Raw genomic sequence first — 18,893 nt, 5'->3', positions numbered from 1 at the left:
AGCGCCCATGTTCGTTGAAAAAGTGCCGCGCATTCGGCCCTCATCCTGAGGGCCCGCCAACGGCGGGCGTCTCGAAGGATGGCCACAGGCGAAATCGCTCCTGCACGCGACTGTCCCCGTAATCGGCCGGGGGCGCCAAGCGGGTCAGCGTGGTCGGCCGCTAACGTGGAATTAATCCGAAATGCTCACAATTTTAGACAGTTGTGTAAGGGTGCTGCGTACAAGGGGTCGTCGCGAGGACGGTTCAGGGGCGGCTTCCTGTTGCTCGCTCACTGGGGTCAATGCAGATGACCGCGACTTTCGAAACGCAAAGCTTCGCCGAAGAGCTGGACGCTGCAGCCCTTGCGGCGGCCGCATCAGCGGACGAACCCGAAATCTCCGAAGCTCCGGCCCTGCTCAAGCGGTCCAGCCGGAAATCCGTCTTGGCCCTGGCGGTGTGCGCCCTCGCCATCAACGGCGCAGCGGCCATCTACACCTCGCCGACCGATTTTCGGTCGCTGAGCGTCGCCAGTCTGGCTGAACTTCTGCCGCGCCTGGAGGCGTCTGTGCCGAAGCCGGATCCCGTGGTCGCGGCCTTGAAGGACATTCAGGCGGCCCAGCAGCAACACACCGCGTTGCTGCAACAGAACAATCAGGCATCGGATCAGAACTCGGTCTTGCTGCAGCAGGATTCAATGGTGCTGCTGTCGCTTCGGCAGAGCATCACGGAGGAGCGGGTCGACGTGAGGAAGATCTCCTCGCAACTGTCCGCGCTGATGGCGAAGATCGACAATTTGCAAAACACGGTGACGTCGGACGTCACCTCATCGGTCCGGCGCGCGCATGCGCGCTACGGACTGCCCCCCGCGCTGCGCAAGCGGATGGTAAGGGAAGTCATGCCCCTGGGTCCCGTTTCGGTCGGAGGCGCGCCGCTGACGGTGCCGGCTGCGACGGCCGCTCCTGAAAGCTGACGAGCGCAGCTTCGGATCCACCGAGGTCGCCCGGGATTGGCCGTCAGGTCCGACAGCCCGTCACTTCGCGGCGTGGTCGATCTTGTGCTGCAGATGCCCGGTGTCGTGATCACGGCGCAACTGGCTCAGCGACGTCTCGTTCAGCTGAAGCAGGACATCGCTCAGTTGCGTCGTATCGGGATAGCCGGCCGCAAAACCCCTCCCGTAAATCTTGCGCAACGTGCCGACCAGTGCATTGCCGTGCTTCTTGCTGATCTGGCCATCCTTGTCGCGGTGGCGGCCATCGAGGCCCGGTTCTTTCATGGTTCGCTCCCTGTGCGGCGTCTTGAGCGCCTCGGGCGAGCCTGCTCCCAAACGAGTTGACTGGCAATGGCGCGCGGCAGTTGAGGACCGGCTTGCACCAGCGCAGGTGCTCGCGCTTCTCTCCAGCTTGTGAAGCCGCGCTCGGGTTGTGGCGAGCCGATCGGCGCATCAGATGACAGCGGGCGATTGCCCGATTGGAGTTGCTGCGATGCGGTCTCTGTTCGCCATGGGTCTGTTGCTGGTGCTGTGCAGCTCCGCAAGCGCCGCAAATGTGCATCACGCTCGCGCACGCCATCCCGCGGTGGATCGACCCCGCGCGAATGCAACTCCGCCGGTGCGCTTTGCCGTCCCCGGCTGGAGCGACGAGGCAACCGCGCGCTGGCTGAACAACGCCTCGTCAAACGTCGGCCGAGGCGGTTAGCCGGGGAGAAAGGCGCGGCGATACTCGAATGTCGGGGGGCTAGGCGGCTTGCTCTTCGAACGAAGTGTAGACCCGGCCGGCGGGATCGACGACCTGAACGTCCCTGCAGCCGTCCCGGACAAGCTCTCTGGCTTTCTTGAGGGCGGCGGCGAGTGACAGCCGCTTGAGACTGACGACGCCCGCCGTGTCGAAACCGTTGATTTCAAACATGCAGTTCCCTCCGGTTTTGGGAGAAGCGTACACGTTTCCGGCGGGTTGTCAGCGGGTTTTTGGAGGTGGTTTTTGGAACGACTGCGGACGCCAGGCGCTAGCAGGGTGCGGCAGTCGAGCCCACTGTCAACACACTCATTGCGCGCGCTATCACGGCAAGTCCGGCCTCAAGCCAGCGGGATGGTGTCCACCCGCAGACAGGGACGGCACTGGTAGGCATGCACTGCGGGAAGCGTGAAGATGGCCGGCAGCGTGGCCAAGAACGTCATCGGCCGTCTGCACTTGCAGCAGATCAGAACGGGCGGACTGTTTTTCGCTGCGCAAACCATCGCCAACATGCCCAGAAGGGGAGGGCACAATAGGCGGATGTTCCGGGTGGTTCATCTCGGGGCGACTACTGGGCTTTATCGGAATCCGGCGCGCTTTTGCGAGGGAGGAGTTGGTCCGCCCCGTGTCATCTGCGCTTTGTTTAGTGCACCGTGAGCGTAACACAAGCAAATGGCCGCAGTGGGGATTCCACTGCGGCCCGCGCCGAGGTCAAAACGAACCGGGTAGAAACGCTTTAAGTGAAATATGCAGCCAGCCCCGGTGGCAGCCATTTTCCGCCCGACATCATCTAACTGCAAATCGATTCTTTTTGCGGCGCAGCGAAACCAACTCGCGAGCTCAACGTATAGCCCTCAGTCTGAAGGCCGAGCACTCCCGGCGCTCTGATCCGCAATTGAACCGGCAGCCGGGAGCATTGGGGCTGGAAGAGCGAGCCGTGCCATGTTCCGCCGTTAATGACAACTCGTGGAACAACGGACTCCGGTAGTTGTACGGAGTCCTTATTTGGAACGGGGTGTTCTACTGTGAGAACACCGGCGAGATTTAAGCATCAATCAATTTCAAGTTGCCCGGGATGGGCCGCAGTGGGGCTGGAACCGCGCTGCGGCTTTTCCGTTTGTCGAATTGGCGTACCAATCACATCGTACTCGAACGCCACGCCCTCCAGGATCAGCGCCTGCATTGCGGCCTGCCATTCCGGCGCCGCGTGCTCGTTCTTCGGCGCGGCGATGTGCTTGCCGACGTCTTCGCGCCGATGAAGAATTGCCGTTCTGGTCGGTAGCTGACCGCCATCGCAGTCTCAGCACAGTTGGTGCTGGGGCTGCACATGGAGCGACCACCGTGGCGTTGAAAGACTTTGCCAGGATCGGGAGAAGCCAGAATGGCCCGGCATCGCCACGGCGGCCTCTCTCATCTGCACGGCAACGATCGTGATCGCTATAGCTCGCGATGCCGACTTCAAGCTGAAGGACTGGCAAACCATGATTGACGCTTGCATCGCGCTAGTCGGCGGAATCATGGCCTATCGCGGAGCGATGGCAAAAGTAGAATTAGATCGCGAAGCGGCAGCCGTTGCGCTGCAGAGGAAGCGGTTGCACTCTTTTTGAAGCTTAAGATGGCGCTGATCTTGCTCGAAGGCGAAGTCTCTCGCCGGCGGCAGTGGGCTGATATTCCAGTGCTGGCGTCAATGTGGTTCGCAGCCGCTAAGAGAAGGCTTGCGCGTGCCCACATTGTGCCTTGCGCCCCGCGACTTTCGCTAATTCATCGGACAATTTGGTGAGCGCGCTGGGGCTCGAACCCAGGACCCCGTGATTAAAAGTAATGCCAGGCCCCCATTTGTAACGTGCTCCAAAATCTGCATAATCACAGAATCGCTTTGAATTGCAGGGTTGTTTTAGTTTCCCTGTCTTTCCGTGAATGTCCGCATGCAACACCGGTTTTCGTTGCACGCGTTGCACCAGCGTTGCACGCCAAGGGGGGCAGGAGCATGAAGGCCAAGATCACGAAGACGGCCGTCGACGACTTGCCGGCCAACGAGTTCATCAGCGATACCGAGATAAGGGGCTTCATCGCGCGTCGCTTGCCAAGCGGGACGGTAACGTTTGGGTTCCAGTACACCGCGCCGGGTGGCGGCCGGCGATGGCTCAAGCTGGGTCTTTACGGCTCGGTGACGGTGGAGGAGGCGAGGCGGGCCGCCAAGATCAAGGCTGGCGCTGTCGCCGATGGTGGCGATCCGGCCGCAGAGGAAGAGATCGAGGCTGCACGGGCGACCAATACCGTGAAGTTCGTCTACACAGAATGGGACACGAAGTATGCCGCCGTCGCCAAGGGCGGCAAACCGCTCCGAAGCCGCGATGCCATCGCCGGCATCTTCGAGCGCCACATTCTGCCGGAGATCGGCGACATCCCTGTCTATGACTTGACCCGTACCGCCAAGACGCGCGGCAGCATCACCGACATGCTCGACAAGGTTAAGGTGCACGGCGGCGCCAAGGGCGGCCTGCCAATGGCGAACCGCGTCTACACCCATCTCAAAACGGTCCTCGAATGGTGGCGGGACCGGGATGAGAGGTTCACGACGCAGCCCATGCCGGGGACCAAGCCGGGCGGGAAGGAGAAGAGTCGAGACCGCTTCCTTCCGTTTGATGAGATCGTCGACTTCTGGCGGGCCGCAGATGAGCTGGCGCAGCCTGCCCGCAACTATTGGAAAACCGTCCTTCTGTGCGGCGGCAGGCGGAGTGAAGTCGCCAATATGCACACGGTCGAATTCGCGCGTGATGATTGGGTGATCCCGAGCGACCGTTACAAGACCGACGTCGATCATGTGATCCCGCTCACGCCTTCGTTGCGGGCACTGGTGAACGAGAAGCCGGCCGGCTGCAAAAGCGATTCCTGGTTCGTCTTCTCAACCACGAGGGGAGCGGTGCCTATCTCCGGGTTCAGCAAGATGAAACAGGTGCTCGACAAGAAGATCAACCAGATTAGGAAGCGAGAGGGCCGTGGGCCGATGAAGCCTTGGCAGATTCGAGACCTGCGTCGCTCCTGTCGCACGTTAATGGTGTCGCTGGGCATCGCCGAGACCCATGCCAAGGCGGTGACCGGGCACAAGATGCCGGGGATCGATGGCGTGTATAACGTGTGGACCTATCGTCCCGAAAAAGCGGCGGCCATCGAGCGGTTCGCTGCGCACATCAGGAGCCTGCTGGCTCCAACTCCTGCGCCCGCTCCGACGCCCGAGAACGTCGTCGCCTTCGCCCCGAGGAAGCAGGACCGGCGTCGGCAGTCGATTTCCGCTTGAGGGATTGAATCCAGCCGTCAAGGTCGGCCGTGTCGTACTGCACGCGCCGGCCTTTTTTGATGAACACGGGGCCGCCGCCGAACAGGCGGAGTTTGTTCAGCGTCGAGACCGGCGTCTTGGTGTAAGCGCTCGCTTCCTCAACATCGAGAATTGCCATTGCCGATCTCCTCACGCGGGGACTCGGCAGTTATAGCCGCTGGTGTCGCGGTGACATCTAGGATGGCCACTCTTGGTGGTTCGTATCTTGCAGTTCCTGGTTCGCAGCTCGCAGCGACCTGTTTGGTTTTTCACGTGGCGCTCGTATTCCCTGTAACGGATAAACAGGGAGGCCCAGATGGCCATCATCTATTCCGAGGCGATCCTCGCGCGCTTCAAGGTGGAGCAAGCAGAGGCGATAGAGGATTGGAGGAGGGCGCAAGCCCGCATCCCAAGCCTTTCCGACGCAATTCGCTATCTCGTTGATCGTGGTTTAGCGGCCGAACATGTCTCCGGGCAGGTCACCGTCGAGGAATCCACGAAATGAAAAGGCCCCCGCCGACCGCACCGGCGAGGGCCTCGATTTCAGAAAAAAGCAGCAGTGCCGCCAATGGCTTTCTATCTGATCTCGAAGCACCCGCACAAGCACAACTGGGAGAAGGGGTGCATCTCGCCGCGATTTGGCGCGGCCCGCGCGATCGATCGCGCGCCGTTCAATTCGCGTTGAAGGAATTCAACGGGCACCAGTTCCTTGACGTTCGGCAGTACGTCGCCAGTTCGGGCTACATGGTCCCGACGACCAAGGGCGTGACGATCTCCGTCGCGCAGCTCGGCAAGTTCGCCGCCGCTGCAGGTGCGGCCTATCGCAAGGCCGTGCAGCTCGGCTTGGTGCCGAGGTCGTCGACATGAGCGCCCGGCCCATCGTTGTTATGGGCGCAACGGGACAGCGTCAATGGGTCGAGACCTTCGCCAAGGCGGCGTTGTCAGAGAAGTACCCCGCGCGCGCCATTGCGCTGGCAATGGTGCTGATCGAGCTGCACTTCAACCGCAAGACGGGGCAATGCAATCCCGGATACCCGTTGCTCGCCGCCGAGCTGGGATGTTCCGAGCGCACCGTCATGCGCGCCGGCAATGACCTGGAGGCAAAAGGATGGATCAAGCGCCGCGCTCCCGGCCAGCACGTGCATGTCGAGTTCACCTTCACGATCCCGTCGCAGTCAGGGGTGACAACTGCTGTCACCTCTGAACGGGCTCCAGAGGTGACAGGAAGCAGCACCAGAGGTGACAACTGCTGTCCTCCCTTTAATGAAGAACACTTGAACACTAGGAATCGGCGTTCCCAATTTCGTTCAAGCCCGGGGGTGCATGAGTTCGCCAAAATCGAGGCCGAGAGCAGAGCGGCAAACGAGCGGGTGCGGAAATGGAAGGGTTCACCCGTGGGACTGACAACGGCAAGCAGCTAGTCCAGTCCAGCGGCGTGAGGGAGCCCGGCGCCCTCAAGGCGTCCGGGTGGACGTCACACCGCCATGTAGGGCATCGTGGCCGAGCAGCCGACATCGTGCTCCAAACATCCGAGATTTGCATCTTCAAGATGAGAACCGTCTGACGAGATCAACCGCAGGGTTGCAGTAGCGGCAGGATGCGAACCACCAACTGCGGGCGGCACCTTACAAAGCAAGGTTGTCGCGGGTAACGTAACGGCCATGAGCAACAGCGAGATCATCGAGCGCGACAAGAAGACGGGCCGGTTTGTAATCGGGGCAAAGCCGGGACCGGGCCGCCCGAAGGGCGCGCGCTCGAAACTCGGCGAAGCGTTCTTGGAGGACTTGCGCGACGTATGGGACGAGATGGGCATCGAGGCGCTGCGTCGCTGCGCCCAGGAGGAGCCAGGGCAGTTTGTCCGCGTCATGGCGAGCTTGATGCCGAGGGACTACAACATCAACGCCACCGTTGGCGTCAACTCGGAGGATGTCCTCGGCGCGTTCCGCTCCGCCGTGGCGATGCTCGGCAACCAGGCGCCGGCCGCGCTGCCAAAGCTCAAGGTGATCGATGCCGCGTGATCGCGAGCGCCAGCAGACGGTTCAGGAAGGCGTCGCGTTCATGCGAGAGCGCTTCGACGATCCTAACGCGCCCGATGACGGCATCCGCATCCGCTCGCTGGCCGAAGGCCTCGCTTTGCTCGCCGCTGATGCGCGCGCGGCCGGCATCGATGAAGGCCTCGCTGCCGAGATGATCTTGAGGGCCTGCGACTTCCACCGCGACACGTTGAACGAGGCCCGGCGCTTCATGGCAGCGCTCGGCTATGTCCAGATCGGCGACGTCCTGAAGCGGCTGGCGCGGACGGCGCCGCGCCGCGTCTCGTTTGAGGAGAGGATGAGGCGGCCTGCGGCCTGAATGGTTGGTTCAATTTGGGCATGCTGGTCGGAAACCACCGAAAGCCCCGGTTCAATAATTGTGTTTGACAATTCAAACTGAACCACCAACATGTGAACCATCCAAACTGAACTATGGGGGTTCGCAATGTTCGTCCGGGGTTATCTTCGAGCTTCAACCGATGAGCAGGACGCCAACCGCGCCCGCGATCAGCTCAAGGCCTTTGTCGCCGAGCGCGGCCTCACGATCGCGGCTTGGTATGTCGAGAACGAGAGCGGCGCGAAGCTGGCCCGCCCGGAGCTGTTCCGGCTGCTCAACGATAGCCAGCCCGGCGACGTGCTCCTCATCGAGCAGGTTGATCGCCTGTCCCGCCTCAAAGCTGCCGACTGGGAAAAGCTCAAGGCCGAATTGGCGTCCCGGCGCGTGCGCGTGGTCGCGCTGGACTTGCCGACGTCGTGGATGATGGCGACGAACAACACCGACGAGTTCACCGGGCGGATGTTTGAGGCCATCAACGGCATGCTGCTCGATATGCTCGCCGCTGTTGCTCGCAAGGACTACGATGATCGCCGACGTCGGCAGGCCGATGGCCAGGCCAAGGCCAAGGCCGAAGGCCGTTACAAGGGCAGGCCGGAGGACACAGAGCGAAACGCCAAAATCGCGGCGATGCTCGCCGCCAAGCAATCGTGGAACACAATCCAGTCGTTCACCGGATGCAGCCGAGCAACAATCCTCAAGATCGCGAGGCGCGAGAGCGCGGCGGCTTCATAGTCTTCGCCGAGGAAGGCATGGGGGCAATTCTGACGCTGCGCCGGAGCTGCTGTTCCGCGTTGATGATCGCGGCGGGAGCGCCTTAGCCCACCCCCCGGGAGAGGAGCCGTACTCCCCCCCTAGGGGGGCGCTAATCAGTCGACGATTGAGAAAATAAGGTCCCCCGCTCCTCCGCCTCTGCGCTCCTATTTTTGCGCAAAATTTTTTTAGAAGAATTCCAGAGCGTGGTTCTCGCATCATGCGGCCACAGACATCGCCTCCGCCGATGCGCCCCAGATCGCGCCACAGCCTCAGTGGTGACTTGGCGCGCCCATGGCCTTGCCCGGATTAGGCCCGCCCTCATCGAACGCGCAGGCGCGCTTCCCTGCAGGTCACCGCTCATCATCTCATCATCTCATCGTCTCGGTTTCTGGTTCGCAACTGAGATACGAACCGCGCTCGGACACCGGGCACCTTGCTCGCGTAGTCGTCCGCTCGCAAGCTCTCCTCCTCACAAGCGAGGAGGAGAGCAGATGGAGAAAGCCCCGATCACGCCGCGCGCGTTGATCCAGCGCATCAACCGCAGGCTTAGACCGAAACATCAGCGGCTGCGCATGTTTCGGGGCAATAGCCGGTGGTGGAACGATCTCGGCGATTTCTACGTCGTCGATCTCGAAGCAAACCTGATCCTGCACAGCCATGTCGAGCCCGTGGCCTTCGGCCGTGAACTTGGCGTCGTGCAGCCGTTCGAGGAAGTGGTCGCGGAGGAAGTGCAATGAATGCCATGGTTCAGGCGATCTTGGATATGGAAGGGCTGACCGGCGCGCAGATGGAATCCCGTCTCATCCGGATGTTCCCGACCGCTTCGGAGGGTGAGCTGCGCTCCGCGTTTCAGGGTGCGGCAGCAGAAGCCCGACGACGGGGCGACCAGCTCATGCAAGAAGCCGATGAGTTGGAGAATGAGATCATGCGTCGCAAGATCGGCGCCGTGGCCAATGACAATTGAGAGCCTGACATTCCGATTAGAGTCGTCGACAACCCGGGCCGTCTCGCTGCTTGTCCCGCGTTATCTGAAACCAGTCCTCGAAGGACGCCTTGTCGCGGCCCTTGATGCGCGTCCATGCTGCGCGCGCCTCGGTGATGATCGGGTCGCTGGCGCTCACTGCCCGATCCCCTGCAAGACCCGCAGGGTCACGATTGCACTCGACGCGGCGGAGAGGTTGAGGCGGATGGCGGCGAGCGGGCCGGTGACGATGTTGAGCGAGCTGTTCGCGGTGGTCGCCGACGAAAGGGCGAACCAAGCCACGCTCGCCGTTGCCGTTGGCTGGAGATCATCGAGCGCGCCTTCAACGGTGTAGGTAAACGTACCGGAGCTGGAGCCGGTCACTGTCCACGACGTGAACTTACTCGACATCCAATCGAGATTGATGGCGCGGCCTATGCTGCTGCTTGTCAATGTCGTCGTGATCGGCATTCCCATTTTCGATCAACCTCTTGAGGCCAAAAACCGTCAATTGGCCTTACGGTTTGCCCGAATTTCTGTTTTCCGATAGTATCGGCAATTGTCAGACAGAGCAATCGGAGCCTGATCATGTTCCTCTGGACCCAGATCGATGACGCCGTGCAGGACATCCATAACGCGCGGGAGAAGGTCGAGCGCGCCCAGCTTGCGTACCGCAAGGGCGGCGGCACCAAGGCCTTGAATGACGCGAACCGGGAGTTGGCCGATTGCCATGCCCGATACAGGGAAATTGCCGGGGGACGTCCGCACGACGATCGACGGTAAACGTTTTCGTTTGTCACCCGAATGTCAGAGCAACGTGGACGATAGCAGAGATCATGAGCAAGCCCCGCTTCACGACCCGAATTGATACTTGGGTGACGCCGCAATTCGCAGAGGCAATCGAGGCGATTGCGGACGTCCGTTGTCAGACGACGAGCGGCATCATGAGGGAGGCTATTGGTCTATATCTTCATCAGCTCGGCGCGCTGCCGCCGAGGGTGAAGGCGCAGGATCATGCAGCCTAGATCAACCAAGGAGTTTGCGTAATGCCCAGTCTTAGGGAAGTCCACCAGCGAAGTGTCCAAGGCTTTGAGGTCGCCATGCAAGAGGCCAACGTCGCCTATCAGCAGGCGGCAATGTGCAACGATATCGAAGGCATGGCGGCTGCAGCGCAGCAATGGGCGGGCCTGAGAGCGAGCGCGCGGGAGTTGGACATTATGGCCCGCGAGGCCAGCGCAGCGCAGCAGCCCCGCGCCGACGCATCGAAGTATGGGCTCACGCCCGACGAGGTCGCCATCGCGCGCGGCATGTCCAGCGGTGACCGCAACCTCTCCAATGACGAGCGCGAGCGCACCTATGCCGAGCAAAAGCATCGCTATCAGACGATGCGGGCGAACGGCACCTATCGCGATCAATTCCGGTGAGGCACCAATGGCCCTTAGCTTCCGGTCCTCATCCCCGCAGAGGTTCGAAATCATCGGCACCGATCCCGATGGACGCCGCCGCGTCGTGACAGCGACAAAAGCATCGCCAAGCGCGTTCAATTGGGAGATGCGATTGCAGCATCCATCGGGTCGTCATTGGGAGGCCACATATCACGGGCCTGCCATTCTCGACGCAATGTCTGAGCTTATGGCCTCCAAGGATGTTGAGTACACGAATGACCGCGCACGCGGCGACCGGCCGCATGAACAGCGTTTCGACTACAACCGAGCCGTTGACGGCGATGTCCCGCCGATTACCGGCATTTCGAGGAGGTTCTAGTGAGCCGCGTTGAACGATGCAAAGAGTACGCGAACCCGCGACGTCGGGAAAATTGGGACGGCGAGTCCCGTGATAAGGCGAACCTCGATCGCTGGAGTCAGCGTGCCGCCGAGAACTCCAAGACTGCCTCCCGCGCGAGCAAGGGCGAAATGAGGCTGCCGGACACAGGCGATGTCGTCTTGCACGACACGGCAGCAAAGCCGCGCCGTGCCCTGGAGATCGACGCTCGGGTGAAGGCGAAATCGGACACCAATACGGACGGCGGCTCGTCTTTCATGCGCGGCGTGCGCCGGAACGCCTAACATCGGAGATAACTTTGGCAACTCGTCGTCGATACGCCCCGCCGAAATATCGCGACGGTGGCGCTGTGCCGATCTCCGCTGATCCTCCGGTGCCGGAGGTCGAGCGGCAGGAAGTGATGACGGGCGCGGATGTATCGCCGCTGTCACTTCCTGCCGACGATGCCCTGCGTCAGGCCATCGAGGGCCAGCGCCGCGCCGAGGAGTTGCAGCGCGAGCCCCAGCCAATGACCGTCGAGGCCTATGTCGACGCCATGCCCGGCTTGAGCGTGCACAAGCGAGAGTTCCTGAAGCGCAACACCGAGCTATTGCAGCCTGAGCACTCGGAGCTGATGCGCGCGGCCTATGCCGAGGCCCTGCAGGCCGGCATTCCCGACGACACCGAGGCCATGAACGGCTTCCTGCTCAAAAGCGTCGGCGGCGAGATGCAGTTGCGCAGGCAGCGCCTTGCGGACGCAGCGCGCGCCGCTGTCGACAGCATGCAGTCATCGCAAACACCTCTGCCGAGTGTAGAGCGAGGGGCGGAACAGCTCGCCGACGAGGCCGACGCATACCGGAAGGCGTACGATGCCGAGCAAGCCATGCCGATGGAGGTGGTGCAACAGCTCCCGCCGTTACCTCAGGCAACGCGTGCCCGGAGCATTCCCATGACTGCGCCGGTCTCGCGCGAGGTTCCAATGGCGTCCGGGCGGCGCATGGGCGGCGGGTCTCAGATTACCTTGAACGCCGAAGAGCGCTTCATCGCGAGGCACAGCTTCAGCGATCCGAACTTGTCGGATGCCGAAAGAGAGAGGCTGTACGCGACTATGAAGGCAAAACTGGCGAGAGAGCGCGCCGAAGGCCGTTATCCCGAGAGGGAGCGCGGCTGATGCGCTGGTCCGACATCCCAGCCGTCAATGACGAGGTTTGGCTGTTGCTTTGCGATAGCCTCGGCGAGAACCCGTACAGGACGGCCGGTAGAGAGAAGCCGTCCCCGATGACGCGCGCCGACCTGATCAACACCATCCGGGCCGACTTCGGGGAATGCGCGGCCGAGTCTGTGCGTCTGCCGGTGCATTGATGCCCGTCCCGACACAGGCCGATCACCAGCTCGATGACCTCGAAAACCTACATGGCGCGGTGATGATCAAGCTGCGGACTTGGCAGCATGCCGGGCGACGGCGCGACCCGGAAGCAGTCAGGCGGCTCCTGCAGGCATACGTGGATGGTGCGGTCGACTACATCAACGGGGTCGAGTGATGGTCGAAAAGTTCATTCCGGGGAGGCAATTCAAGCGCATCAGGGATCGCAAGGAAGGGTTCGACGAGATCAACGCGCTGGTCACCGCTAAGGGTGGGTGGGTGACATCTATTCCGGGCGCCCCTGAGGTGCACTTTGAATGTTTGCCCGGCGCGACGCTCCCGGAAGAGCTTCGGGAGGCCGGCCACGAGGTCAGCGAGACAGGGGAAGGCGAGCGCATTTTGCCCGGCGCGATCATCGAGGCCGTACTCATCGAGGGCTCAACGGTGCCGATCGCGGTGCGGCATGCAGGCATTGTTCGCGTGCTGTGTTTCAGCTTCTGAGTTCTGCTTGCAGTCGGCGCCGAATTGGCCAATGGCGAAAAATTGGGCGGAATTTGTTCCTTCACGGCATGTTTACCATTGATTTTAGCACCTTCTGAACCTATAACCGTTATAGGTCAACGTATGGAAGGCTGGAATGGCTGCCGAGTCAGGTGACGATCCGGAGAACCCGGTAAAGACGGCCCTGGCGGAAGCGCCGCCGAAGGCGGCGGGAGCCACGCCAGAGATTTCGCGCTCCGTCGTGAACGCGATGATGCTGAAACTGGCGAAGTGGCCATCGAAGGCACCACCGCCAAATGCTCTGCTGGAACTTATCCGGGCGCTCGCAAAACAGCGCCGGGTGGGTTTCTTGGACCATTCAGAAGAGCGCCTCGCCCAGCGCGGTTTCGACGTCTTTGACGTTTACCAGACGTTGGAGAAGGGGTACTTGGCCGACGAAATTGAGGCAGGAGCAAATGAGGGAGAGTGGAAAGTAAAAATCGTGGATACGCCGGAAGGCACTTCCAGAAAAATGGGTGTGGTGACCATCGTGGTTAAGGACAAACGGCTCCTAATCAAGACCGTTGAATGGGAAGACAGATGAGCGAACGAGCAGAGTTCCATGTAATGGGCCAGCCGTATGACGGAGCGCCTCTTCATTACACGGCATCCGGCCTTGATTACGTTTATCTAGCCAATGGCTTCTCTGTAGAGGACGATCCGGACTATGGAAGGATTGTCACCATTGATGCGCCGGATGATCTACACAAAGCTATTGGCCTCCATATTGTAACTCAGCGGAGAAAGCTGACGGGGGCTGAGTTCCGCTTCCTACGGAAACAAATGAAGCTGACTCAGAAGGAACTTGCAGAGCGGTTTGATACTGACGTTCAAACAATTGCGAACTACGAAAAGGGAAGGAAAATCCCGTCCGTTTCTGAAAAATTGATGCGGATTTTGTTTGCCCTCTGCATCACTCCCTCCGATGCGCGGGCTGAAATTATGAAGGAAATTGCCAAGCAGGTGGAGCAGAGGTCTACCAAGAACAAGACCAGCCATATCACCTATCAGCGATGCACGTCATACCCCGAGATTGTGCACCTTTGGCATCAAAACGAAATTTGCGCGTACGCGCATTGATAGCTAAACCCGGCGCAGGCGCCGGGTTTTTTTTGCGAGCGAGACGTTGATGAGCGAACCCTTGCGGACGTCGTGCACGTTACGGCGGCAAGGCCGCGATGCTGTCACACGAAACGTCGGTCTATCCCAACTTCATCCTCCGCCCTCGGCCTCGGATGGTCACGCTCCCGCGTCAGGTAGTCGGCCAGCGCGACCATGGCCTCATCATAGCTCTGCTCGATCTGCTCGGCGGGGTTGAGACGCGCCATCACAGGTCCTCCCGCAGGCCCTTGAAGAACGGGTGCCGGACCTTGCCCTCGGCCGACTTGCCCCGATACTCGACCTCCGCCAGCAGCTTCGGCTCGACCCAGAAGCCCTTGTGCGACACCCGCTTCGTGTAGGGCTGCGTCTTTCTGATCAGCGGCTTCAGCCGCTTCCGCAACTCGGTCTCGGAGGTCTTGTCGAAGCCGTGGTCAACCTTGCCCGCGTAGATGAACTCGTCGCCCTTGTGCCGACCGACAAAGATGCCGTCCCATTTGCTGCCGTCCAGGGCGAAGCCGGCGATGGCCAGCGTCTCGCGGTGGGCGCAGGTGGTCTTGACCCAGTAGTCGCCGCGCCCACCCGCGTATGGCGAGCTGGCGACCTTGGAGACAATGCCCTCCAGCCCGGCCTCGCAGGCGCGGCGGTATAGCTCGGCACCGTCGATCTCGAAGTGCTCGCTGAACTCGATCGCAGTGTCCGCGATTACCGGCTTCAGGAGGGCCTTGCGGTCGACGAGAGGCACCCTCCGGAGGTCTCGCCCGTTGAGGTACAGCATATCGAAGGCCACCATGACGATGTTCTCGGCAGCCCCCCTAAGGCTGTTCTGGAGCACCGAGAAGTCGGTCTTGCCATCCTCGCCGGGCACGACGATCTCGCCGTCGATGATGACCGAGCCGACACCGATCGGGTCGGCGTCGCTGGCGACCTTGCGGAAGCGCTTGGTCCAGTCGTGGCCGCGCCTCGTGAAGACCTTGATCTCCTCGCCGACGATGTGGAGCTGGGCGCGGTAGCCGTCGTACTTGATCTCGTGGAGCCAGCGGTCCCCGCGCGGGACCCGCTCGACCATCTCGGCCAGAAGCGGCTCGACGAAGCCCGGATAAGGCGTCTTCTCCCCAATCGGGGCGGCCTTCTTACGCTGGGACGCCACTGATTACTCCACGACGCAACACACAGGGACTCGAGTCTCGTCTGGACGTTTGGTTCCCGCGCCGTCGTTTCGCTCGTAGGGAACAACCAACAATCGGGGGGGCGTTTTTATTTTGGCTCCGGGCAGCGCCTCAGAGCCGTCGCCACCCACGGCGGAGCACGTCGAAGGCGGGTCAGAATTCGGATCACGCGAAGTTTATCCATTGCGTCGGGCAAAACAGGTGTTCTTAGGAGGCTGGTCCAAGCGAGTGGGAAACCAGCCAATGCCAATCGAGTCCACCTCTGACCTTGCGAAAATTGCCAAGCTCAACGGGGATTTTCGGCGGAACTACGGGACGTTGCTCGGCGCGATTTTATATCTTCGCTCGATCAGTGCGGCGCGCGGCCGTTCCTGGTTCTGGGGCGGCTTGTTTTCGTTGGCTTGCTCGGCCGTGTTGACGTGGTTGGCTCGACACGGCGGGGCATTGGCAGACTTTTTTTGATCTCACTAACCAGTTCTGCAAAGGTTGCAACACGCGTTGCCTGCAGTCGTGGAAGGCCCATATCCGACAGTCTCAGGTACGTCGCGCGTCCCTTTGAATAGGGAAGCAACACGTAGTCTTGGATGGCCCTATTTGCGCTATTGAGCCGGCCGACCGCAAACAGCCCCGATGGCGTCCGATACGTGTAGGTCCGCCAAAACGGAACGCAGTTCGGACCTATGTTCGTGGCGTACCGAGCTAACGCGAATGATATGTGGAGCCTCCCGTTCACTGTTGCGCCGAGTTGATTTGTAGCGACCCGCAGTCCTCGCTGCGTGCGCAACGCGTGTACAAGTTTCTCGCGATGCTCCAACAAAATCGCCGAACTAGCGTTTCGACAGTCGAACCAGTCGCAATCACGGGACGCTGTATAGCCAATCAACGAGTACGCCTTGCGCAGGGAGCCGAAGTGATCGACGTACGAATCGGAACAAGGCAGCCCAGGCGTGGCGTTGATAATGTGAGAAGTTAAGCGTCCCTTGCGCGCGAGCGTCGTTCGCAGCCGCTTCAGCATCTCCTCCTCTGAGATCGCGAGGTAACGGTTCGCCATGATGTCTTGGGCGCGCGCAAAAAGAGTTGCATCAACGATTGGTTTGATGGCCGCATTGCTGCGAATCCATTGGTCGGGAGGGTTAGATTTCAGCTTCTGTCCGAGTGGCTTCGACGTGCGATTGTAGACGACCTTGCCGATGTAGTTCTCGTTCTTGAGGACGTCGTGAATCATGAGAGGCGTCCACGCGCGACCATGATGGTTGCCAACTTGTGCTTCGTTAAGCGAGCGAGCAATTGCGGCGTCGGTCTTTCGCTGTTCAACGAACTGATCGAAAATCCACCGGACGATTCTAATTTCCTCGTCGGAGCCCGCCTGTACGATTACACGGTCTGATTTGAGGGATTTGTATTGTCCCTTACCGAGAAGCCCCTTGGATTTATGGCTTTCGTCAACCAACTCTCTGCGAAGGCCGTAAGTGATTGGAGCCCCAGCGCGATAGCCGAGGCTCGCCAACTTGCACAAACCCATGTGGACCTTGACCGAGAGTTCGCGGCTGTACTCGGCTGCCATCACGCGCTTGATGTTCTTGATGATGCTCGACAGGAGGCTGCCGTCGTTATCGAATTGCTCCGCACAGTAGGCAACGCGAACACCACCTCGTCTGCAAATGAACTCGTAGTGCGCGCTCTCGTCGACGTCCTGAAAACGACCCCACCGGCTTACGTCGTAGACCAGGACATGATCGAAATCGGCGCGTCCTGATTCAACATCGTCGATCAACTCGATCAGACCGGCTCGCCCTCTGATCCTCAACCCGCTTCGCCCCTCATCGACATAGGTGCGCACGATCGTGAGACCTTTATCCCGCGCGTAAGTCGCGATGGCGGCGGCCTGGTTCTGGATCGAATACCGCTGAAGCTCAGTCGACATCCGAACGTATTGGGCTGCCCGAAGGGCGAAGTTCCGCCCGGTGAGGCTCGAAGTTCTTCTGACGACCAGGGAATTTGCCATGGATGCCAATCCCGAAGGCTCGGCGCCAGTTTTAGCAGGTTCCTGTCACTTGGCCTTGGCCAGTGGGAAGCACGAAGACGTTACTCCCGCACGCAGGTCGCAGCGTCCAGCCGATAGACGCCGTTCGAGAAGCGCGGCCAATCGCAAGCATGCTTCGATCGCACCATCTCGGCGGCGATGTCCTTGTCTCCGATAAAGCATTGAGCGACAGCTCTGTCCCGGCTCCATGGTTTCGATCGACCATCGCAAGGGGTCCCTTCGCCAACCTGTAGGCAATGAACCTGCTTACCTTCGACCAATTCAGCCAGTGCTCCGGCTGCCTTGCCGTAGCCGGGTTTGCTACGCTCAGGACTGTCGATCCCGCAAAGGCGGATGTGGACGTCCTTGCCGTCTGCGAGCATGTGGAAGCTGTCGCCGTCGTCTACGGCGGTCACCGCGCCGAGGTAGTCGGCGGCTGTTGCGGGCGAGCCGTTGAGGCCTACAAAGATGACGAGGAGGGCAGCAAGACGGATCATGTTCACGCCGCTTAGTTGCAGATGATGGTTCCGCCGCCATATCCGCCAGTATTGATACAGTTGCGGGGGCGGCTCGCATCAGACGCGGCGCTTGCTGTTGCTCTGGCCTGCCGTCGCGAGCCTTCGAGCTGGGCTCGGCAGTTGACGTAAGCGTCCGTACCCTTCTGAGCGCCGTAAGACAGGCACTGCTGATCGTCTTTGGCACTTTCTGCTGCCAAGCGCTCCTCTTCGCCCAAACAGCCCGTAAGCAGCAGCAAGAACAGGAAAGACGCCTTTCGCATTTGCATCACCCCCAACCGATTCCACGATTGTTATCGCTGGCACAACCGTCGCTTGTCAAACTCGGCGGCACCGCTGCGGGATCGAAATCCGGCCTGACATCAGCGCCGCGCCGACCACAGACCGTGCAGGTGAAGCCCGGCTCATGACCGACAGCCGGAGGTCATCGGGCCAGCGATCGGCGCTGATGGCAACGGAGTGTCCGCAGCGTTAGTCGGCGCAGTAAACCAGGACGCCGCGCACGCCCATGTTACGCATCTGGCCGAAGGTGATCTTGGTCGGCCGGCCATCGGGACGGGTAGGGGTGATGCGGCTCACTTGCAACTGGAATTCCTTTGCAACGCACGTCCATTCACCTAGGTTGCTTGAAGGCTTGCTCGCAATCGGAGGGAATGATGGCTATGACGGACGAAGAGTGGAACGTTCGCGCAGGCGCGGCGGCGCTTGCAACTTGTTTGGTCAAGACGATCGAGCAGTCCGATCCGACTTTCCAAGAAAGGTTTCTCAAGAATCTGGATGACGCCTACTACCACTTCAAAGACGATTCAGCGGCCGTAAGCGCCGATGGTAAGCCTCGATCCGTCATTGGAGCACTCGAAATATTGTCGTGGACCCGCGAGATGCTTACCGGATGGAATCCCGTCACGGGCCAAGGCCAGCCTTTGATCAAGTAAGCCTCGACGCTGGCCCATGTGTTCTGATCCCATTGCATTACGCCTCTGGCCGAAACGACTTGGCGTTGCATCTGCGTTGCACACAGACAGGGGTCACACTCTGTGATCGCATGTTTGTCGCGCAATCATTTGAATTCAAAGGATAATTTTGGTGAGCGCGCTGGGGCTCGAACCCAGGACCCCGTGATTAAAAGTCACGTGCTCTACCGGCTGAGCTACGCGCTCCCATGGCCGCTGATGGCATGTCGGAGTTCGCCATCGTGGTCGGACATTCGAGGAGCATGTCTTGCCGCTACGCTTTAAAGGCGTCGTGGGGAAAACCGGCTGTTTCCGGATCATGCTCTCGGCCCGCGCTGTGTAGGGTGATGGGGCGCGGAGG

At 60.7% G+C, this 18,893-nt stretch carries 31 protein-coding genes and 2 tRNA genes; 22 read left to right on the top strand and 11 right to left on the bottom strand.

Annotated elements, in window-relative coordinates; translation table 11 throughout:
* Positions 1 to 281 precede the first annotated feature (281 nt).
* Positions 282 to 950, top strand: coding sequence for a hypothetical protein (locus CIT39_RS18060; protein ID WP_094974021.1), 669 nt, complete (start codon positions 282 to 284; stop codon positions 948 to 950).
* Positions 951 to 1,010: 60 nt separating this feature from the next.
* Here the strand turns inward: CIT39_RS18060 and CIT39_RS18055 are convergent, their stop codons facing one another.
* The 4 genes from CIT39_RS18055 to CIT39_RS18040 form a co-directional block, all read right to left on the bottom strand.
* On the bottom strand, positions 1,011 to 1,253 hold the full coding sequence (locus CIT39_RS18055) for a hypothetical protein (RefSeq protein WP_094974062.1): 243 nt from the start codon (positions 1,251 to 1,253) through the stop codon (positions 1,011 to 1,013).
* Positions 1,254 to 1,713: 460 nt separating this feature from the next.
* On the bottom strand, positions 1,714 to 1,884 hold the full coding sequence (locus CIT39_RS18050) for a hypothetical protein (protein ID WP_162848659.1): 171 nt from the start codon (positions 1,882 to 1,884) through the stop codon (positions 1,714 to 1,716).
* An 877-nt stretch (positions 1,885 to 2,761) separates the two neighbouring features.
* The gene (locus CIT39_RS18045; protein ID WP_274542495.1) at positions 2,762 to 2,893 is read right to left on the bottom strand and encodes a hypothetical protein; all 132 of its coding nucleotides are present in this window, start codon (positions 2,891 to 2,893) and stop codon (positions 2,762 to 2,764) included.
* A 591-nt stretch (positions 2,894 to 3,484) separates the two neighbouring features.
* A tRNA-Ser gene (locus tag CIT39_RS18040) sits at positions 3,485 to 3,559 on the bottom strand.
* A 138-nt stretch (positions 3,560 to 3,697) separates the two neighbouring features.
* Between CIT39_RS18040 and CIT39_RS18035 the strand changes: the two genes are divergently transcribed.
* The 9 genes from CIT39_RS18035 to CIT39_RS17995 all read left to right on the top strand — a co-directional run bounded on the left by CIT39_RS18035 (position 3,698) and on the right by CIT39_RS17995 (position 9,113).
* Positions 3,698 to 5,008, top strand: coding sequence for a tyrosine-type recombinase/integrase (locus CIT39_RS18035; protein WP_094974018.1), 1,311 nt, complete (start codon positions 3,698 to 3,700; stop codon positions 5,006 to 5,008).
* 334 nt (positions 5,009 to 5,342) lie between these two features.
* Positions 5,343 to 5,531: a hypothetical protein gene (locus CIT39_RS18030; RefSeq protein ID WP_094974017.1), complete on the top strand. Its 189-nt coding sequence runs from the start codon at positions 5,343 to 5,345 to the stop codon at positions 5,529 to 5,531.
* Complete coding sequence (locus CIT39_RS18025) at positions 5,528 to 5,893, top strand: transcriptional coactivator p15/PC4 family protein (RefSeq protein WP_094974016.1); 366 nt, start codon at positions 5,528 to 5,530, stop codon at positions 5,891 to 5,893. Before CIT39_RS18030 ends, CIT39_RS18025 begins: the two co-directional genes overlap by 4 nt.
* On the top strand, positions 5,890 to 6,447 hold the full coding sequence (locus CIT39_RS18020) for a helix-turn-helix domain-containing protein (RefSeq protein WP_094974015.1): 558 nt from the start codon (positions 5,890 to 5,892) through the stop codon (positions 6,445 to 6,447). Before CIT39_RS18025 ends, CIT39_RS18020 begins: the two co-directional genes overlap by 4 nt.
* 240 nt (positions 6,448 to 6,687) lie before the next feature.
* Complete coding sequence (locus CIT39_RS18015; protein WP_094974014.1) at positions 6,688 to 7,044, top strand: hypothetical protein; 357 nt, start codon at positions 6,688 to 6,690, stop codon at positions 7,042 to 7,044.
* Positions 7,034 to 7,378, top strand: a complete 345-nt coding sequence (locus CIT39_RS18010; RefSeq protein ID WP_094974013.1) for a hypothetical protein — start codon at positions 7,034 to 7,036, stop codon at positions 7,376 to 7,378. The genes CIT39_RS18015 and CIT39_RS18010 overlap by 11 nt, the downstream gene beginning before the upstream one ends.
* 126 nt (positions 7,379 to 7,504) lie before the next feature.
* Positions 7,505 to 8,128 carry a recombinase family protein gene (locus tag CIT39_RS18005; protein WP_094974012.1) on the top strand — a complete coding sequence of 208 codons (624 nt, stop codon included), beginning with the start codon at positions 7,505 to 7,507 and terminating at the stop codon, positions 8,126 to 8,128.
* 512 nt (positions 8,129 to 8,640) lie between these two features.
* Positions 8,641 to 8,886: a hypothetical protein gene (locus tag CIT39_RS18000; RefSeq protein ID WP_094974011.1), complete on the top strand. Its 246-nt coding sequence runs from the start codon at positions 8,641 to 8,643 to the stop codon at positions 8,884 to 8,886.
* The gene (locus CIT39_RS17995; protein WP_148667323.1) at positions 8,883 to 9,113 is read left to right on the top strand and encodes a hypothetical protein; all 231 of its coding nucleotides are present in this window, start codon (positions 8,883 to 8,885) and stop codon (positions 9,111 to 9,113) included. Before CIT39_RS18000 ends, CIT39_RS17995 begins: the two co-directional genes overlap by 4 nt.
* Positions 9,114 to 9,129: 16 nt before the next feature.
* Here the strand turns inward: CIT39_RS17995 and CIT39_RS17990 are convergent, their stop codons facing one another.
* Positions 9,130 to 9,270: a hypothetical protein gene (locus tag CIT39_RS17990; RefSeq protein ID WP_155526027.1), complete on the bottom strand. Its 141-nt coding sequence runs from the start codon at positions 9,268 to 9,270 to the stop codon at positions 9,130 to 9,132.
* Positions 9,267 to 9,581, bottom strand: a complete 315-nt coding sequence (locus CIT39_RS17985) for a hypothetical protein (protein ID WP_148667322.1) — start codon at positions 9,579 to 9,581, stop codon at positions 9,267 to 9,269. Before CIT39_RS17985 ends, CIT39_RS17990 begins: the two co-directional genes overlap by 4 nt.
* A 117-nt stretch (positions 9,582 to 9,698) precedes the next feature.
* Here CIT39_RS17985 and CIT39_RS17980 point away from each other — a divergent pair, with 117 nt between their 5' ends.
* The 11 genes from CIT39_RS17980 to CIT39_RS17930 all read left to right on the top strand — a co-directional run bounded on the left by CIT39_RS17980 (position 9,699) and on the right by CIT39_RS17930 (position 13,854).
* Positions 9,699 to 9,893 carry a hypothetical protein gene (locus tag CIT39_RS17980; protein ID WP_094974008.1) on the top strand — a complete coding sequence of 65 codons (195 nt, stop codon included), beginning with the start codon at positions 9,699 to 9,701 and terminating at the stop codon, positions 9,891 to 9,893.
* Positions 9,894 to 9,946: 53 nt separating this feature from the next.
* Positions 9,947 to 10,135, top strand: coding sequence for a hypothetical protein (locus tag CIT39_RS17975; RefSeq protein WP_094974007.1), 189 nt, complete (start codon positions 9,947 to 9,949; stop codon positions 10,133 to 10,135).
* 75 nt (positions 10,136 to 10,210) lie between these two features.
* Entirely contained in the window at positions 10,211 to 10,534 is a 324-nt protein-coding gene (locus CIT39_RS17970) for a hypothetical protein (RefSeq protein WP_094974006.1), read from the top strand.
* A 7-nt stretch (positions 10,535 to 10,541) separates the two neighbouring features.
* Positions 10,542 to 10,874 (top strand): hypothetical protein, encoded by a 333-nt coding sequence (locus CIT39_RS17965; RefSeq protein WP_094974005.1) that lies wholly within the window; start codon positions 10,542 to 10,544, stop codon positions 10,872 to 10,874.
* Positions 10,874 to 11,176 (top strand): hypothetical protein, encoded by a 303-nt coding sequence (locus tag CIT39_RS17960; protein ID WP_094974004.1) that lies wholly within the window; start codon positions 10,874 to 10,876, stop codon positions 11,174 to 11,176. Before CIT39_RS17965 ends, CIT39_RS17960 begins: the two co-directional genes overlap by 1 nt.
* A gap of 14 nt (positions 11,177 to 11,190) precedes the next feature.
* The gene (locus tag CIT39_RS17955; protein WP_148667321.1) at positions 11,191 to 12,042 is read left to right on the top strand and encodes a hypothetical protein; all 852 of its coding nucleotides are present in this window, start codon (positions 11,191 to 11,193) and stop codon (positions 12,040 to 12,042) included.
* On the top strand, positions 12,042 to 12,233 hold the full coding sequence (locus CIT39_RS17950) for a hypothetical protein (protein WP_094974002.1): 192 nt from the start codon (positions 12,042 to 12,044) through the stop codon (positions 12,231 to 12,233). Before CIT39_RS17955 ends, CIT39_RS17950 begins: the two co-directional genes overlap by 1 nt.
* Positions 12,233 to 12,412 (top strand): hypothetical protein, encoded by a 180-nt coding sequence (locus CIT39_RS17945; RefSeq protein ID WP_094974001.1) that lies wholly within the window; start codon positions 12,233 to 12,235, stop codon positions 12,410 to 12,412. Before CIT39_RS17950 ends, CIT39_RS17945 begins: the two co-directional genes overlap by 1 nt.
* Complete coding sequence (locus CIT39_RS17940; RefSeq protein ID WP_094974000.1) at positions 12,412 to 12,735, top strand: hypothetical protein; 324 nt, start codon at positions 12,412 to 12,414, stop codon at positions 12,733 to 12,735. Before CIT39_RS17945 ends, CIT39_RS17940 begins: the two co-directional genes overlap by 1 nt.
* A gap of 136 nt (positions 12,736 to 12,871) precedes the next feature.
* Entirely contained in the window at positions 12,872 to 13,318 is a 447-nt protein-coding gene (locus CIT39_RS17935) for a DUF4258 domain-containing protein (protein ID WP_094973999.1), read from the top strand.
* Entirely contained in the window at positions 13,315 to 13,854 is a 540-nt protein-coding gene (locus tag CIT39_RS17930) for a helix-turn-helix domain-containing protein (protein WP_162308556.1), read from the top strand. The genes CIT39_RS17935 and CIT39_RS17930 overlap by 4 nt, the downstream gene beginning before the upstream one ends.
* Before the next feature lie 104 nt (positions 13,855 to 13,958).
* Here the strand turns inward: CIT39_RS17930 and CIT39_RS17925 are convergent, their stop codons facing one another.
* The 4 genes from CIT39_RS17925 to CIT39_RS17910 form a co-directional block, all read right to left on the bottom strand.
* Positions 13,959 to 14,102 carry a hypothetical protein gene (locus tag CIT39_RS17925; protein WP_155526026.1) on the bottom strand — a complete coding sequence of 48 codons (144 nt, stop codon included), beginning with the start codon at positions 14,100 to 14,102 and terminating at the stop codon, positions 13,959 to 13,961.
* Entirely contained in the window at positions 14,102 to 15,022 is a 921-nt protein-coding gene (gene ligD, locus CIT39_RS17920) for a non-homologous end-joining DNA ligase (RefSeq protein ID WP_094973997.1), read from the bottom strand. Before ligD ends, CIT39_RS17925 begins: the two co-directional genes overlap by 1 nt.
* A gap of 368 nt (positions 15,023 to 15,390) precedes the next feature.
* Positions 15,391 to 17,046 (bottom strand): recombinase family protein, encoded by a 1,656-nt coding sequence (locus CIT39_RS17915; protein WP_094973996.1) that lies wholly within the window; start codon positions 17,044 to 17,046, stop codon positions 15,391 to 15,393.
* A gap of 80 nt (positions 17,047 to 17,126) precedes the next feature.
* The gene (locus CIT39_RS17910; RefSeq protein ID WP_109853905.1) at positions 17,127 to 17,561 is read right to left on the bottom strand and encodes a thermonuclease family protein; all 435 of its coding nucleotides are present in this window, start codon (positions 17,559 to 17,561) and stop codon (positions 17,127 to 17,129) included.
* Positions 17,562 to 18,235: 674 nt separating this feature from the next.
* Between CIT39_RS17910 and CIT39_RS17905 the strand changes: the two genes are divergently transcribed.
* Positions 18,236 to 18,514 carry a hypothetical protein gene (locus CIT39_RS17905; RefSeq protein WP_148667319.1) on the top strand — a complete coding sequence of 93 codons (279 nt, stop codon included), beginning with the start codon at positions 18,236 to 18,238 and terminating at the stop codon, positions 18,512 to 18,514.
* 149 nt (positions 18,515 to 18,663) lie between these two features.
* Here the strand turns inward: CIT39_RS17905 and CIT39_RS17900 are convergent.
* A tRNA-Lys gene (locus tag CIT39_RS17900) sits at positions 18,664 to 18,739 on the bottom strand.
* Positions 18,740 to 18,893: the final 154 nt, after the last annotated feature.

Origin of the sequence: Bradyrhizobium symbiodeficiens (assembly GCF_002266465.3) — a bacterium.
GTDB classification, from domain to species: Bacteria; Pseudomonadota; Alphaproteobacteria; order Rhizobiales; family Xanthobacteraceae; genus Bradyrhizobium; species Bradyrhizobium symbiodeficiens.
This window is presented reverse-complemented; position numbering and strand designations above follow the sequence as displayed.